Below are 13,461 nucleotides of genomic sequence, written 5' to 3'. Positions count from 1 at the left end.
GAGAGGAAGGGAATAATGGAGAAGACCAGGATGCCTATGACATCTGCCGAAATAGGGAACCTCTGGATGGCTTATATGGCTAACTCCATGGGCTGTAAGGTACTGAGTTATTTTAACCGCAACGTCGAGGACGAGCAGATCGGGAAAGTGATCTCAGACAATCAAAAGGCATGCCAAGTAAATCTGGCACGGATCAAAGAGATATTCGAAAAAGACCATTTTCCGATTCCGATCGGCTTTACAGACGAAGATGTCCATCTGGATGCCCCACGGTTATTCTCCGATACATACTATCTCTATTACTTAAAAATGATAACCGGGCTGGGCAGTATTTTCTATACGATTGCCCTGCCTACCATGGCCAGAGAGGACGTACGGGGATTCATCACGGATGCGATCCATGTGTCTGCGAAGCTGTTTAACGAAGTGGCAGATGTGATGCTGGAGAAGGGGGTCTACGTACGCCCACCTGTCATCCCCTATCCGGAGCATGCTGAGTTTGTGGAAACGACGTCCTTTTTCAATGGCTTCTTCAGTGGCAAGCGACCGCTTAACTCTGCGGAAATCGGTCAATTGTTTGCGAATCTGGAGTTTAATACGATTAAAATTGCTCTCTTAACCGGGTTTAGTCAGGTAGCTCAATCTCAAACCATACGGGAATACTTTTATCAGGGGATCAAAATTAACAAAAGCCAAATAGGTAGAGTGTCAAACATGATGCTGCAAGAAAACATACCGCCAGCGATTCCGTTTGGCTTTACGGTGACGAATTCAACCACCCCACCGTTTTCGGATAAATTGATGCTGTTTCATGTGTCGAACTTCTCTGCTGCCAAGCTGCGCAATTTTGGCGACAGTATCGCGGTCAGTCCAAGACACGACTTGGCCCGTGTATTAAGGAGAAAAAAAAGAACCGCCTGGAAGGTGTGGATGGAAACCCACATCGCTGACGGTTTTTTTGCGTTTGTTAGATCTCCTTTATCTCGCGTCTCAGTCTGCGTTGGCTGATGACCTTGGCGACAACACCGTATTTGGGTGAGAACAGCAGGGCCAGCAAGAACAATCCTCCTGCGACCACGGTCATCGCACCTGCAATCGATGTATCCAGCCACGTAGCCAACCAATACCCAAACACGGAGCATAGCACGCCAATCAGCATACTCACGCCAAGCATCACAGAGAGCCGATCGGTCAGCAGATAAGCAGTTGCACTCGGCACGACCAGCATCGCGACGACGAGGATCGCCCCGACACTCTCAAAGGAAGCGACTGTCGTCAGCGATACCAGCCCCATCAGGATGTAATGAAACAGCATCACCGGAATCCCGACAGCCGCTGCCATCGCCGGATCGAAGGCGCAGATTTTGAACTGCTTGAAAAAGAGCCAGACGGTGACAAGGCTGAGCAAAAACACACTGCCGATGCCCCAGACGGCACGCGGGCCGATCTCCATGCCTGCAAAGGTGAGCGTATCCCACGGTACATAAGCGATCTCCCCGTAGAGGACGCAGTCGAGATCCAAGTCGACCTTGTCGGTATACATCGAGACCAGTACGACCCCGACTGAGAATAAAGCGGTAAAGGTGACGCCGATGGCCGCATCTGACTTAACCCCGCTTGCGTGTAAGGTCTGGATGATAAATACGGTGATTAATCCAATCGCGGTCGCCCCGATGAGCATCGGCAGGGTATCACGGCTTTCACTTAATAGAAACGCAAGCACAATCCCTGGTAACACCGAGTGGCTGATCGCATCCCCGAGCATAGCCATCCGGCGCAGGATCAGAAAGCAGCCAAGAAACCCGCATGAGGCCGCCACCAAAGAACCCGTCAAGATGATCCAAAAGCTGTTCATAAGGAGAAGCCCCCTTTTTTCGTGTAAGGAACCGACACGGCTGGTTTTGGTTTTTGCAAAAGGGTCGGGGTGAGGTCGTAGTCGTCGAGCTGCTTCATCATCTGGGCGAGCGTGTCTGGGGAGAGCTGTGGGGTGATCTCTTCCAGGTTTTTATCGATGCCTGCCGATTGGTATTGATTCTCATTCATGTGGTAGATGTCCCACAGGCGCTGATTCAGTACGATCTGGTGCGCCGCGACCAGTCCATCTGCGGTAAAGCGGATCGTGTCGGACTCCAAACCGTCCAGTAAGCCCAGTCGCCACAGTGCACGTAAGGCGGATTGGATACGGCGGCGTGGTTTGCCGGTTTTTTGGGACAGATGCTCTGCGGTGAAGCTGGTGGCAGTCAGCTGTGCGTGTGGTTGCTCGTGCAGTTCATAGAGAGCCTGCAGGACATCCTCGTGCAGGACTTTGCGGCGCAGGCGAAGGAACCGGATGACTCTCGACAATAGCCCGCGGCGAGGTGAGAACAGAAGAGAAAAGAGGAAGAAGGACGTAGCCGCAAGCACGATCATCGGGCCGGTCGGCAGGTTTTCGATCTGGGTGCTAAACAATGTCCCAAGCGCACCGCTCAACGCACCGAACAGACCAGAGAGGATGACCATCAGACCGAGCCGATCCGTCCAGTAGCGGGCAGTGACAGCAGGTGCGATCAGCATCGCGGCCATCAGCACGACCCCGACGGCTTGCAGACCGATCACCACCGTGAGCAAAAGCATCAGCATCAACAGACCGTCTAACAGCCCCATCGGATAACCCAAGCCACGGCCAAAACCAGGGTCAAAGGCGAGCAGCTTAAACTCTTTGAACAACAGTCCGGTAGCGGCGAGAAGAATGCCCGACACGACGACAATCGCTGTCACATCGCTTGCGATCAGCGAGGCCGCCTGACCGAACAGAAATTTATCCAATCCGCTCTGGTTGCCGCTGTCACTGTGTTGGATGAAGGTCAACAGCACAATCCCCAGACCGAAAAAGACAGAGAGAGTCAGGGCCAGCGCCGTGTCTTCCTTGATCCGCGTATAGCGGGTAATCGCCTGAATCGAATAGATAGCGAGTAACCCCGCCACTGCGGCTCCGATCAGGAAAAGCCCAATCGACTTGGCGCCAGTCAGCAAAAACATCACACATACTCCCGGCAGAGCGGCATGGGCCAGCGCGTCGCCGACCAGTGAGCGGTTGCGCAAAAAGGCGAAGCTGCCAAGCATCCCGCTGCACATCCCAAGCAGCATGCAGCCGATCAACACCCACTGTGTATTGGGGTCTTGCAACACATCCCACCCGGTCATGGCTGATCACCTTGCTTTGTGGTGCAGCTGGTGCCTGAGAAGCTAGAGGCAAGTGTGATGCCTGTGGCAGTTGGAGTTGGGTTATTAGAAGCACTCGTTGAACGTGGACTAATGGCTGCAAAATGGGGGGAGGTTGGCGTCTGTAATCTACCACCATACGTTTTTTGGAGATTATCGGCAGTGAACACCTCATGAGTAGGCCCGTTTTCGATCACGCGGCGGTTCAGCATCACAACCCAGTCGAAATATTCTGGCACCGTCTGCAAGTCATGGTGCACCACGAGGACGGTCTTTTGCTGGGCTTTCAGTTCATTGAGCAGCTGGATTATCGCTTTCTCGGTCGCCGCATCCACTCCGGCAAACGGTTCATCCATGAAGTAGAGCGATGCTTCCTGTGCCAGTGCCCGGGCGAGAAAAACACGCTGCTGCTGCCCGCCGGATAGCTGGCTGATCTGCCGGGTGGCGTAATCAGCCATCCCCACTTTTCGCAGGCACTCTAGCGCCCATTCCCGATCCTGCTTGCCGGGGCGACGAAACCAGCCCAATCGGCCGTACGTACCCATCAGCACCACATCCAGCGCATCGGTGGGAAAATCCCAGTCGACCGATTCCCGCTGCGGCACATAGCCGACCAGCTTTCGTTGGGCACGGTATGGCTTGCCGTAGATTTCTACCTGCCCGCTGGCGACGGGAATCAATCCTTGCACCGCCTTGATAAAAGTTGACTTGCCCGCACCATTGGGCCCGACGATGCCAATCAGGCTGCCCTCGGGGATCTCCAGATTGACGTTGCGCAGGACAGGCTTTTTCTGATACGCGACGGTCAAGTCACGTACAGCCAGCGGGGGAGCCGTCTTTTTATCTGTCATAAGGATACCTCCTCTTCTTGAAAAAAAGTGGGTGATACATCTATTTCAGTGCTTTCACAATCGTATCGACGTTGTGTCTCACCATGCCGATATAGTTGCCTTCTGCTGTACCTGGCTCACCCATCGCATCGGAGAACAGCTCACCGCCGATGGTGATCGTATGGTTTTTGGCCTTGGTTCCCTCGACGACAGCCTCGATGGAGCGTTTGGGTACAGAGGATTCGATGAATACGGCTTTGATCTGGCGTAAGACGAGTGTATCGACGAGCTGTTGTACATCTTTGAGACCGTACTCGGATGCCGTGCTGATGCCTTGCAGACCGATTACCTCGATGTCATATGCTTTGCCGAAATAGCCAAAAGCATCATGAGCGGTGACCAGCACACGGCGTTCTTTTGGGATCGTGGCGATCTGTGCCTTGGCGTACTCGTGCAGGGAGGCCAGTTCTTTCAGATAGGTATCTGTGTTTTGCTTATAGGTCTCTTGATTCGCAGGGTCGATCCTGATCAGCTCGTCGCGGACACGCTCGGTGGCTTTCATCCAGAGAGTGACGTCAAACCAGACATGCGGGTCATAGCTGGTCACACCATCAGGGCTTGCGTGCAGCAGTTCTTTGGGGATGGAGTCGGTCACGCTGAGCACAGGCTTTTGTCTGCCGATTTTTTCGAAAATATCAACCAGTTTGCCCTCCAGATGCAGACCGGAGTAAAACACGAGATCGGCCTCGTCGATCCGCTTGATGTCACCTTGAGACGCCTTGTATAAGTGCGGGTCAACACCGGGGCCCATCAGCTGGGTGACTTCCACATGGGTTCCGCCTACCTGCTTGACGATATCGCCTACCATCCCGGTTGTGACGGTTACGTGCCACACACCGTCAGCAGATGGTGTAGCTGCAGCTGGAGATGCTGGAGTCGTACCGGTTCCACAACCTGCGACCACCATTGATACCAACAGCATACCGATCATTGAGACGAGCCACGACGGTCTTTTCCACCAAGTTGCCATAATGTTGTCCCTCCACAACTAAGTTTTATTTAGGCAGAAGTTTTGCCTTAGGGCAAATTTTACACAAAAAAGTGCCTGTAGGCAACAGTTTTTCGGTTACCTAAAAAAGTTTCTCTTGTGCAACAATTAGGCAGCACGACATTCTCTGCCTTACGATATGTCGCATCTGGGCAACGTGACACTTGATTTGTTATACTTTACTCAACATGCAAAAGATTGAGTCGCAAGGAGAGGGATTTTATCATGGAGAAACGGGCAATCGCGATGACAGTGGCTGGTTCGGACAGCGGCGGCGGGGCAGGGATTCAGGCGGATTTGAAGACATTTCATCAGTTCGGCGTGTTTGGGACCAGTGCTATCACGGCATTGACTGCACAAAATACCTTGGGCGTATCTGGCGTGCATGCTGTTCCGACCGATTTTGTCGTGCAACAGATGGAAGAGGTGCTGCGTGACATCGGGACAGATGCGCTGAAGACAGGAATGCTGTTCAACGCCGAGATCATTCGCGCGGTGGCCTCCGTGATCAAGAAGCATCAGGTCAAAAAAGTGGTGGTCGACCCCGTGATGGTCGCCAAAGGCGGGGCTAAGCTGCTGCTCGACGAAGCAGTCGCCGCCCTCCAAGACAGCCTCCTGCCACTCAGCTATCTGATCACACCTAACCTGCCGGAAGCAGAGGTGCTGACAGGCATGACGATCCGCTCTGAAACGGACATGGAGGAAGCTGCACGACGCATTCACGAGATGGGTCCTCGCCATGTGATGATGAAAGGCGGTCATCTGGAGAGCGAAGAGCTGGTGGATCTGCTGTTTGATGGCGAAGAATTTTACCGTTTCCCGCATAAGCGGTTCGATACACGCCATACCCACGGGACTGGCTGCACGTTCTCAGCAGCGCTCACAGCCGAATTGGCAAAAGGCACAGAGCTGATCCATGCGGTCGAGCGGGCGAAGGTTTTTATCATCGAAGCGATCCGGACTGCGCCTGAGATTGGGGCAGGGCATGGGCCGACGAATCATTGGGCGGAGATGTAGATACGTGGCCAAGGTTTGATCAGGATGAAAAAGCGGTCAAGCAACAGACACCCGATGGATTGGGACAGGGTGTCTGTGCCTGGCCGCTTTTTGCATGCATCTATTTTGGTGGGGTAGGCCGTCAACAGTGCCATTTTCCCCGCTTTTGCTTATCTTGGTTAGTAAAGAAACCTTGATAAGGAGCGGGTCCGATTGTGGAGCAGGTGGGTGAGTGTCCATAAGTCCTATGGTTTGCCAAGAGTGGCCCACGAGTACCGCCGTCTGCTGGAGCATAAAGGCATACGGGTGCGACTGAAGGTGAAGAAAAAAGGGATGATCCATTCGTATGAGGTGCAGGTCCCGTCGTATAAGCGGGATGATGCGGCGAGATTGTTGGAGGAGTTTAAGGATAAGAAGCGGGAGATGTAGGGTGGGGATGATTAGGCTGCGGTGGATCGGCATAGGTGAGGCTGGATTGTATTGAGTTAAGTTCTCAAATGATTGAATATGGTTAAAATGACTGAGTAGCTTTCGACAATCTTTTGTATTCCGAAGCAGGCGGAGCGACGTCTGCTTTTTTTAGTGTGGGCAAACAGCAAAAGCACGTCGGAGTGGCGGCGGCTGGCAAGAGGCAAGCCTCTTTGAACCACCTGCCCAGCGAAGAGGAAGGAAAGGGCGTATCCGCTTCTCTGAATAAGCTCAGGGGCAAACCCCTCCGTTCGAATCTGCTTCGCCGAACCCTTTTTGACCCGACAAGCCCTTTCCTTCCTCGCAGCGGCCAGTCAAGTCTTCTTACGAAGGGGGTTCAACAAGGCGCGCCACTTGCCAGCCGCCGCCACTCCACACCAGCAGATGGCTTTTTCACCAATGAAAAAAAGCCTCCGTCTCCCGCCCGCAGGTCATACTAAACCCTAAGGGGGGATACACCAACATGCCTACAGCCGTCTTAGAAAGACCCACCGTCGAAACGACCAAAGACGCCGCCAATCATCCGGTGACCAAAATCACCAACGCGACCGCCGAAGCAACCGATCAGCGCAGCAAAAAGTTCGTCCCCGACATGGTTTTTTTCGAACCCGGCGCATTGGAGTACCCTCTGGGCAAAGAACTCTACGCCCGCTATGAACAAGAAGGCATCCCGATCAAAATGACCACCAGTCACAACCAAGTCCGCGGTATCCCTGGCGAAACCGACACCGAGCAATACCGCAACGCCAAGCGCACACTCGTGGTCGGCGTCCGCAAAACGATGAAATTCGAGCAGAGCAAACCATCTGCCGAATATGCCATCCCACTGGCAACAGGCTGTGCCGCCCACTGCCACTACTGCTACCTCAATACCAACGTAGGTACCAAGCCCTACATCCGTGTCTATGTCAATACGGATGAAATCCTCGCCCAAGCACAAAAGTACATCAAAGAACGCGAACCCGAAATCACCCGCTTCGAAGCCGCCTGTACCTCTGACCCAATCGGGATCGAGCACATCACAGGCAACCTGAAGCGAACCATCGAATTCATGGGCGAGCAGCCGCTGGGACGCCTGCGTTTTGTGACCAAGTTCCACCATGTTGACTCACTGCTCGATGCGAAGCACAACAAGCATACGCGCTTTCGCTTCAGCATGAACGCCGACTACGTGATCAAGAACTTCGAGCCGGGCACGTCCACCTTCGAACAGCGGATTGAAGCAGCGGAAAAAGTAGCACGGGCCGGTTATCCGCTCGGTTTTATCCTCGCTCCGCTGTACTGGTTCGAAGGCTGGCAGGAGGGCTATACCGATCTGTTGGAGCGGCTTAGCTCCAAGCTGAGTGACGAAGCGAAGTCAGACCTGACCTTTGAGCTGATCCAGCACCGTTTTACCAAGATCGCCAAGAGCCTCATCCTCGCCCGCTATCCCAAAACCAAGCTGGAGATGAACGAAGAAGAGCGTAAGTACAAATGGGGCAAATACGGAAAAGGCAAATACGTCTATCCAGACCTCAAGGCCCATGCGCTCAAAGCCCATATGGAAAAAGAAATCCAGCGCTTATTCCCAATGGCTCGCATTGAGTATTTCACCTAAGTGCATGCTATGGGTATGTATGTGAGTCAAAAGGAGTGAACGAACGTGGTGGGAATTACGCAAACCATGCTGCTTCATAAGCTGGGGGAAGTGAAGGAGAACCCGGTGGTTTTGGATCGGGGCGTAGCCAAGCAGGTAAGTGACGGCTGTAACGTCCTCTTGTGCAGTGTCTATACGCTGTTTCATCAGTTGAAAAAGCATCACTGGGTGGTCGAGGGACCGGATTTCCGTGACCTGCACCTGTTGTTGGACGAGCTGGCTGCACACTGTCTGACGATGGGGGATCAGTTGGCAGAACGAATCACGGTACTCGCCGCTTACCCGATCTCCACCCCGCGCAAACAGCAGGAGATGGCGTTGTTTCCGATCGAGGAGGAGGGTGTGTTTGATCTGCGCACGATGCTCTTACATGACATGCGGGCGTATCAAAACATCATTTTGCGGTACCGTGATATGATTCGTCTGTCCATGCAATGCGGAGATTTCGGAACAGAGCAGCTGCTCAAAGAACAGCTGCAGATGCTTGAATTCGATGTGCATCATCTCGAACACGTGCTGGGGGAAGATACCCTAACACGCATGTAGGATTACAATCCAAACAGCTCGCTCATCGAGAGATACCGCTCGCCACTGTCTGCACAGATGGCGAGCACTTTTTTGCCCGGGCCAAGCTTCTTGGCTACTTCAAGGGCGGCGTAGACGGCAGCACCGGCAGACGGGCCGACCAGGATGGCTTCGTGACGGGCCAGCTGACGGGTCATCTCCAGACCCTGTTCGTCTGTAATCTGGATGATCTCATCATATACCTCTTGATTGAGGATCGGTGGGATAAATCCCGGGCTCGTCCCGACGATCTTATGCGGACCTGGTTCACCACCGGACAAGACAGGGGAGCCTGCCGGTTCGACAACGGCGATATGGATGCTGGGCAGGTGCTCCCGAAGCGTCTCACCTGTACCGGTGATCGTGCCGCCTGTACCGGACGTGGCGACGAAGCCGTCCAGATCATAATTCATCTGCTCCAGAATCTCACGGGCCGTGGTGACACGGTGGATATCTGGGTTGGCACTGTTTTCGAACTGCATCGGCATGAAGCCGTCCGGGGTCTCTGCGAGGATTTCCTCGGCTTTGCGGATCGTACCCGGCATTTTTTCAGCATGGGGTGTCAATACGACTTTTGCCCCATAAGCCTGCATCAACAGAAAACGCTCGCGGGTGGCGTTGTCCGGCATGGTGATGATGATCTTGTAGCCCTTGGCGGCCGCGACCATACATAATCCGATTCCGGTGTTGCCGCTGGTCGGCTCGATAATTGTCGAACCGGGCTTGAGCAGGCCTTGTTCTTCAGCGGTGACAATCATATTGTAGGCGGCGCGGTCCTTGACACTGCCGCTTGGGTTGAATTTTTCCAGCTTGACATAGACATCCGCCATCTCAGGGGTGACCAGGCGGTTTAGCTTGACGACCGGTGTCTCGCCGATCAGCTCGGCTATATGAGAGACAATTCGCATAATCGGTACGCTCCTTGCTTGATTACGGGATTTGGTTTTTGTTTTACAGCTAAATCCATCATATCATATCGGAATTATGTGTGTACCAAAAAACGTACCAAAACTTTTTCTCGACTTTCTATATAAAGTCTTTCGACAAATTCAGACGAGCGTGGTAAAATAAAGTTCGTTTTTGGATTTTGCGGGGGGGATCGAGTGCTATCATGAATTCTACTTTTATCACGGTTGAAGGGGCTATCGGAGTGGGCAAGACCTCACTCTCCCAAATTATCAGTAAAACCTACGGACTGGAGCTGCTCCAGGAGATTGTGTACGAAAACCCGTTCCTCGGACACTTCTATCAAAATATTGCCGAGTGGAGTTTCCAGACCGAGATGTTTTTCCTATGCAATCGATATAAGCAGTTGCAGGATATCAGCACGAACTACTTGCAACAGGGACGCTCAGTGGTATCCGATTATAATATTTTTAAAAATATCATCTTTGCAAAACGAACCATTGAAGGTGACAATCTACAAAAATACTTAAATATTTACGATATTCTGACAAAAGATATGCCGCAAGCCAACCTGGTCATTTATCTTTCCTGTTCCGTGGAGACGGCGATGAAACGAATTGCCATGCGCGGACGGGATATCGAACGCAATATGGATCGTGGTTATATGGAAAACCTAATCAGAGACTATGATCTGTACATGGAAGAGTTCCAACGCACCCATCCGTCCATCCCCGTGCTGACGATTGAGTGTGACGAATTGGATTATGTGCATCGCAGCGAAGACACCCAATACGTTTTGAGCCGGATTGAACCGTTTCTCAAGCAGCCGGTCTAGGATGAAGTACGGAATAAAGGAATGATAAAGGAGTCAATGATGTCAACAACGAATCGAAACCAAACTTTACGTGAAAAGTATCAGATACCTCATGACGCTGTGATTACGATTGCGGGTACGGTAGGCGTGGGTAAATCTACGTTCACCCGTGCGCTTGCCGATCTGTTGGGTTTCCGCGTATCCTTTGAAAAAGTGGACAACAACCCGTATCTGAACCGTTTTTACAACGATTTTTCCCGTTGGAGCTTCCACCTGCAGGTCTACTTCTTGGCAGAGCGCTTCAAGGAGCAAAAGCGTATGTTTGAATACGGCGGCGGGTTCGTGCAAGACCGCTCGATCTATGAGGATACCGGTATTTTTGCCAAGATGCTGTATGAACAAGGGCATATGACCGAGGAAGATTACCAGACCTACACGCAGCTGTTCGAAGCGATGGTGATGACCCCGTATTTCCCGCACCCAGATGTGCTCATCTATCTGGAAGGCGGCTTCGATGATGTCCTGCACCGTGTCAAGGAGCGCGGCCGTCCGATGGAACAGCAGACCCCTGTCGCGTATTGGGAGGATCTGTTTGGTCGTTATGAAAACTGGATCAATGCGTTCACGGCTTGTCCAGTGCTTCGCGTGAATATCAATGAGTACGATTTGATGGAAGATATGGGTTCTGTCGAGGTTGTCCTGCAGCGTGTGTCGGAGAAGATTCAGACGGTGCGTGACCTGCGACGTTAGACGTTATTTGACGTGATGTAGATAAAAAAAGAAGAGTCCGCTTTGGGGTGTGTCACAGCTGTGACCTCAAGGCGGGCTCTTTTTTTTGTCAGGTGAAGTGGGGGGATCGGGTTAGGGAAGCGGGAAGGTGGAGATCGGATAATGCGACTTGACCAGCTTGGATACAGGGACGATCACTGCGGTGTCGTCAACGATGGGGATGTATCTGCGCAGCACCTCGGCTGTCTTTTTCCCCGGAGGGCCGACATGACCGATGGCGATGCAGGAGTCCTCTTTGGCGATGGTTTTGCACACGGTATTCATCTGCTTCAGGATATGTTTCATGCTGTAGACTTCATCTAAGAAAATATCATTGGCGATATAAGGGACGTCCCATTTCTGTGCCATTTCTTTGGCTACGCTCTTGTTGGTCGTCCGGCTGTCGAGGTAGATCAGACCGCGTTCGCGGCAGACCTTGAGCACGATGTTCATGACGCGTCGGTCGGCTGTTACTTTGGACCCCATATGATTGTTGACCCCAATGGCAAAGGGGACATCGTCGATGGCGGCGTGCATCCGGGTTTCGATTTCTTCGTTGCTCAGGTCTGTGGTGATGGCGCCTGGGCCGAGCCAGCGTTTCTTGCCTTTGACAGGCTCCATGGGGATGTGGACGAAGACATCGTGGTTCTTCTGATGAGCCCAGGTAGCATCTCGCTTGGTAGTCGGCAGGAAAGGCATCACTGCGACGGTCAGCCTGATCGGCAGCTCCATCATTTCCTTGGTGCCCGCCATTCCGTTGCCGAAATCATCTATGACAAAAGCGACTTGTTTTTTGGGAGATGGGGCGTCATCATCGGAAAAACCGAAGAGGAGAGTGGCCGAGAACAGGAGGGAAGCGAGAAAGAGGGGGTGTATGCGTCTCATGGTGACATACCTCCATATGGGGTGAAGAGTCATCTGGGATGCTTTCATTACTGTACCCTGTTGGGGGTGGGTGATACATACCCATGCGATGTATAATAGGAAAAAGACAAAAAAAGGAGAAACGACCTTGACTTCGAACCACCAACCAACCCCAACCACCCGCCAAGAGCGCATCGCCACCATCGACATCATCCGTGGCTTCGCTCTCCTCGGCATTCTCATCATGAACATGGGTAACTTCAGCTCGCCGTACAGCTACATGTCCACGGGCGACATCTACGACTGGCCCCATGCCTCAGACCGCGCCATCGAGTGGATTGCGGCAATTTTTTTCGGCGGGAAATTTTACACGATCTTTTCCTTCTTATTCGGTTTAGGCACGATCATCTTCATGCAGCGGGCAGAGCAAAAAGGATACAATCCCGTAACCCTGCTCGTGCGTCGGCTGCTTATTTTGCTTGGATTTGGCTTGATCCATGCCGTGCTCGTCTGGTCGGGCGACATCCTGCTGACTTACGCCATTACGGGCTTTTTCTTTATCTGGTTCTGGAACAAGCCTGCTGAGACGGTGCTTCGCTGGGCGTGGGGGCTTTTGCTGATCCCGACCGGCTTATTATTCGTATTGTCCGTGATGGGCATGCTGGCAACGGGTGTGGACCCAGAGGCGAATGCGGGCTTTGCCCGAGAGTGGGAGCTGCAAATCGAGCAGCAGATCGCAGTGTACGGGGAAGGAACGTATGTCGAGATGATCCAGCAGCGCCTAGTTGAGCTGGGGGAGCAATATTCGGCCTTTGTTTTGGTGCTTCCACAGATTCTGGCGATGTTTCTGTTCGGTGTCTACGCGGCCAAAATCCAAGTGTTTCAAAATATTGAACCGCATGTACCATGGTTGAAAAAACTCTGGCGCAACACTCTGCTGGCAGGTCTTGTGCTCAGTATTCTTCATATCATAGGGATAGCGGGCTTTGACCCGGAAGTGCCGTCGATTTATCATGTGCTGATCATGTTTCACATGTTGTCCGGGCCGATTGTCTGCTTGTTCTATCTGGCGTCGATTGCACTGCTGTTGCAAAGAGAGAATTGGCAAAAACGTTTTCGTTGGTTGGCGCCGGTCGGGCGGATGAGCATTACGAACTATCTGATGCAGTCGCTGATTGGGACGACGATTTTTTACAACTATGGGCTGGGTCTGTACAACGAGATGACACCGCTTGTGGTGTTCGGATTGAGCCTGCTGATCTATCTGAATCAAGTGCTGTTGAGCAACTTTTGGCTTAGCCGACATCGCTTCGGCCCCATCGAATGGCTGTGGCGGAGATGGACGTATGGGAAAACCCCGTAATTT

General features: G+C 52.6%; 14 protein-coding genes. 8 read left to right on the top strand and 6 right to left on the bottom strand.

The features are described from left to right. Positions 1-30: 30 nt before the first annotated feature. Positions 31-1,008 (top strand): DUF3231 family protein, encoded by a 978-nt coding sequence (locus FGI41_RS08660; protein WP_176560191.1) that lies wholly within the window; start codon positions 31-33, stop codon positions 1,006-1,008. On the opposite strand, the gene FGI41_RS08655 is transcribed toward FGI41_RS08660, so the two are convergent. Genes FGI41_RS08655 through FGI41_RS08640 form a run of 4 tightly spaced genes read right to left on the bottom strand, consistent with a single transcriptional unit; the run spans position 968 to position 5,061 of the window. Then, positions 968-1,855, bottom strand: a complete 888-nt coding sequence (locus tag FGI41_RS08655; RefSeq protein WP_139489559.1) for a metal ABC transporter permease — start codon at positions 1,853-1,855, stop codon at positions 968-970. The two genes, FGI41_RS08660 and FGI41_RS08655, sit on opposite strands and share 41 nt — an antisense overlap. Further along, the gene (locus FGI41_RS08650) at positions 1,852-3,183 is read right to left on the bottom strand and encodes a metal ABC transporter permease (RefSeq protein ID WP_139489556.1); all 1,332 of its coding nucleotides are present in this window, start codon (positions 3,181-3,183) and stop codon (positions 1,852-1,854) included. Before FGI41_RS08650 ends, FGI41_RS08655 begins: the two co-directional genes overlap by 4 nt. Further along, on the bottom strand, positions 3,180-4,052 hold the full coding sequence (locus FGI41_RS08645) for a metal ABC transporter ATP-binding protein (protein ID WP_139489554.1): 873 nt from the start codon (positions 4,050-4,052) through the stop codon (positions 3,180-3,182). The genes FGI41_RS08650 and FGI41_RS08645 overlap by 4 nt, the downstream gene beginning before the upstream one ends. A gap of 40 nt (positions 4,053-4,092) precedes the next feature. After that, positions 4,093-5,061 carry a metal ABC transporter solute-binding protein, Zn/Mn family gene (locus FGI41_RS08640; RefSeq protein ID WP_255298380.1) on the bottom strand — a complete coding sequence of 323 codons (969 nt, stop codon included), beginning with the start codon at positions 5,059-5,061 and terminating at the stop codon, positions 4,093-4,095. A gap of 243 nt (positions 5,062-5,304) precedes the next feature. Between FGI41_RS08640 and thiD the strand changes: the two genes are divergently transcribed. From thiD to dpsA, 4 genes are all read left to right on the top strand, one after another. After that, positions 5,305-6,096, top strand: a complete 792-nt coding sequence (thiD, locus tag FGI41_RS08635) for a bifunctional hydroxymethylpyrimidine kinase/phosphomethylpyrimidine kinase (protein ID WP_139489552.1) — start codon at positions 5,305-5,307, stop codon at positions 6,094-6,096. A gap of 207 nt (positions 6,097-6,303) precedes the next feature. Continuing rightward, positions 6,304-6,504, top strand: a complete 201-nt coding sequence (locus tag FGI41_RS08630) for a hypothetical protein (protein ID WP_255298379.1) — start codon at positions 6,304-6,306, stop codon at positions 6,502-6,504. 631 nt (positions 6,505-7,135) lie between these two features. Beyond that, the gene (splB, locus tag FGI41_RS08625) at positions 7,136-8,140 is read left to right on the top strand and encodes a spore photoproduct lyase (protein ID WP_255298392.1); all 1,005 of its coding nucleotides are present in this window, start codon (positions 7,136-7,138) and stop codon (positions 8,138-8,140) included. A gap of 48 nt (positions 8,141-8,188) precedes the next feature. Further along, entirely contained in the window at positions 8,189-8,725 is a 537-nt protein-coding gene (dpsA, locus tag FGI41_RS08620) for a DNA starvation/stationary phase protection protein DpsA (RefSeq protein WP_139489546.1), read from the top strand. Between the two features lie 2 nt (positions 8,726-8,727). Here the strand turns inward: dpsA and cysK are convergent, their stop codons facing one another. Further along, the gene (gene cysK / locus FGI41_RS08615) at positions 8,728-9,651 is read right to left on the bottom strand and encodes a cysteine synthase A (RefSeq protein ID WP_139489544.1); all 924 of its coding nucleotides are present in this window, start codon (positions 9,649-9,651) and stop codon (positions 8,728-8,730) included. Between the two features lie 203 nt (positions 9,652-9,854). Here cysK and FGI41_RS08610 point away from each other — a divergent pair, with 203 nt between their 5' ends. Together FGI41_RS08610 and FGI41_RS08605 are read left to right on the top strand one after the other, a co-directional pair. Continuing rightward, positions 9,855-10,484 (top strand): deoxynucleoside kinase, encoded by a 630-nt coding sequence (locus FGI41_RS08610; protein WP_139489542.1) that lies wholly within the window; start codon positions 9,855-9,857, stop codon positions 10,482-10,484. Between the two features lie 39 nt (positions 10,485-10,523). Continuing rightward, on the top strand, positions 10,524-11,213 hold the full coding sequence (locus FGI41_RS08605; protein ID WP_139489540.1) for a deoxynucleoside kinase: 690 nt from the start codon (positions 10,524-10,526) through the stop codon (positions 11,211-11,213). A 111-nt stretch (positions 11,214-11,324) separates the two neighbouring features. Here the strand turns inward: FGI41_RS08605 and FGI41_RS08600 are convergent, their stop codons facing one another. Beyond that, positions 11,325-12,116 (bottom strand): divergent polysaccharide deacetylase family protein, encoded by a 792-nt coding sequence (locus tag FGI41_RS08600; RefSeq protein ID WP_139489539.1) that lies wholly within the window; start codon positions 12,114-12,116, stop codon positions 11,325-11,327. Positions 12,117-12,243: 127 nt separating this feature from the next. On the opposite strand from FGI41_RS08600, the gene FGI41_RS08595 reads away from it, so the two are divergent. Next, positions 12,244-13,458 carry a DUF418 domain-containing protein gene (locus FGI41_RS08595; protein ID WP_176560190.1) on the top strand — a complete coding sequence of 405 codons (1,215 nt, stop codon included), beginning with the start codon at positions 12,244-12,246 and terminating at the stop codon, positions 13,456-13,458. The last annotated feature ends 3 nt before the right edge of the window (positions 13,459-13,461 follow it).

Origin of the sequence: Brevibacillus dissolubilis, from assembly GCF_006170445.1 — a bacterium.
In the GTDB taxonomy this organism is placed as follows: Bacteria; Bacillota; Bacilli; order Brevibacillales; family Brevibacillaceae; genus Brevibacillus_B; species Brevibacillus_B dissolubilis.
This window is presented reverse-complemented; position numbering and strand designations above follow the sequence as displayed.

Coding starts and splice junctions, on each gene's coding strand:
- FGI41_RS08660 (WP_176560191.1), top strand. CDS start 31: ATGCCTATGACATCTGCCGAAATAGGGAACCTCTGGATGGCTTATATG.
- FGI41_RS08600 (WP_139489539.1), bottom strand. CDS start 12,116: ATGAGACGCATACACCCCCTCTTTCTCGCTTCCCTCCTGTTCTCGGCC.
- FGI41_RS08640 (WP_255298380.1), bottom strand. CDS start 5,061: ATGGCAACTTGGTGGAAAAGACCGTCGTGGCTCGTCTCAATGATCGGT.
- cysK (WP_139489544.1), bottom strand. CDS start 9,651: ATGCGAATTGTCTCTCATATAGCCGAGCTGATCGGCGAGACACCGGTC.
- thiD (WP_139489552.1), top strand. CDS start 5,305: ATGGAGAAACGGGCAATCGCGATGACAGTGGCTGGTTCGGACAGCGGC.
- splB (WP_255298392.1), top strand. CDS start 7,136: ATGGTTTTTTTCGAACCCGGCGCATTGGAGTACCCTCTGGGCAAAGAA.
- FGI41_RS08605 (WP_139489540.1), top strand. CDS start 10,524: ATGTCAACAACGAATCGAAACCAAACTTTACGTGAAAAGTATCAGATA.
- FGI41_RS08655 (WP_139489559.1), bottom strand. CDS start 1,855: ATGAACAGCTTTTGGATCATCTTGACGGGTTCTTTGGTGGCGGCCTCA.
- FGI41_RS08610 (WP_139489542.1), top strand. CDS start 9,855: ATGAATTCTACTTTTATCACGGTTGAAGGGGCTATCGGAGTGGGCAAG.
- FGI41_RS08645 (WP_139489554.1), bottom strand. CDS start 4,052: ATGACAGATAAAAAGACGGCTCCCCCGCTGGCTGTACGTGACTTGACC.
- FGI41_RS08650 (WP_139489556.1), bottom strand. CDS start 3,183: ATGACCGGGTGGGATGTGTTGCAAGACCCCAATACACAGTGGGTGTTG.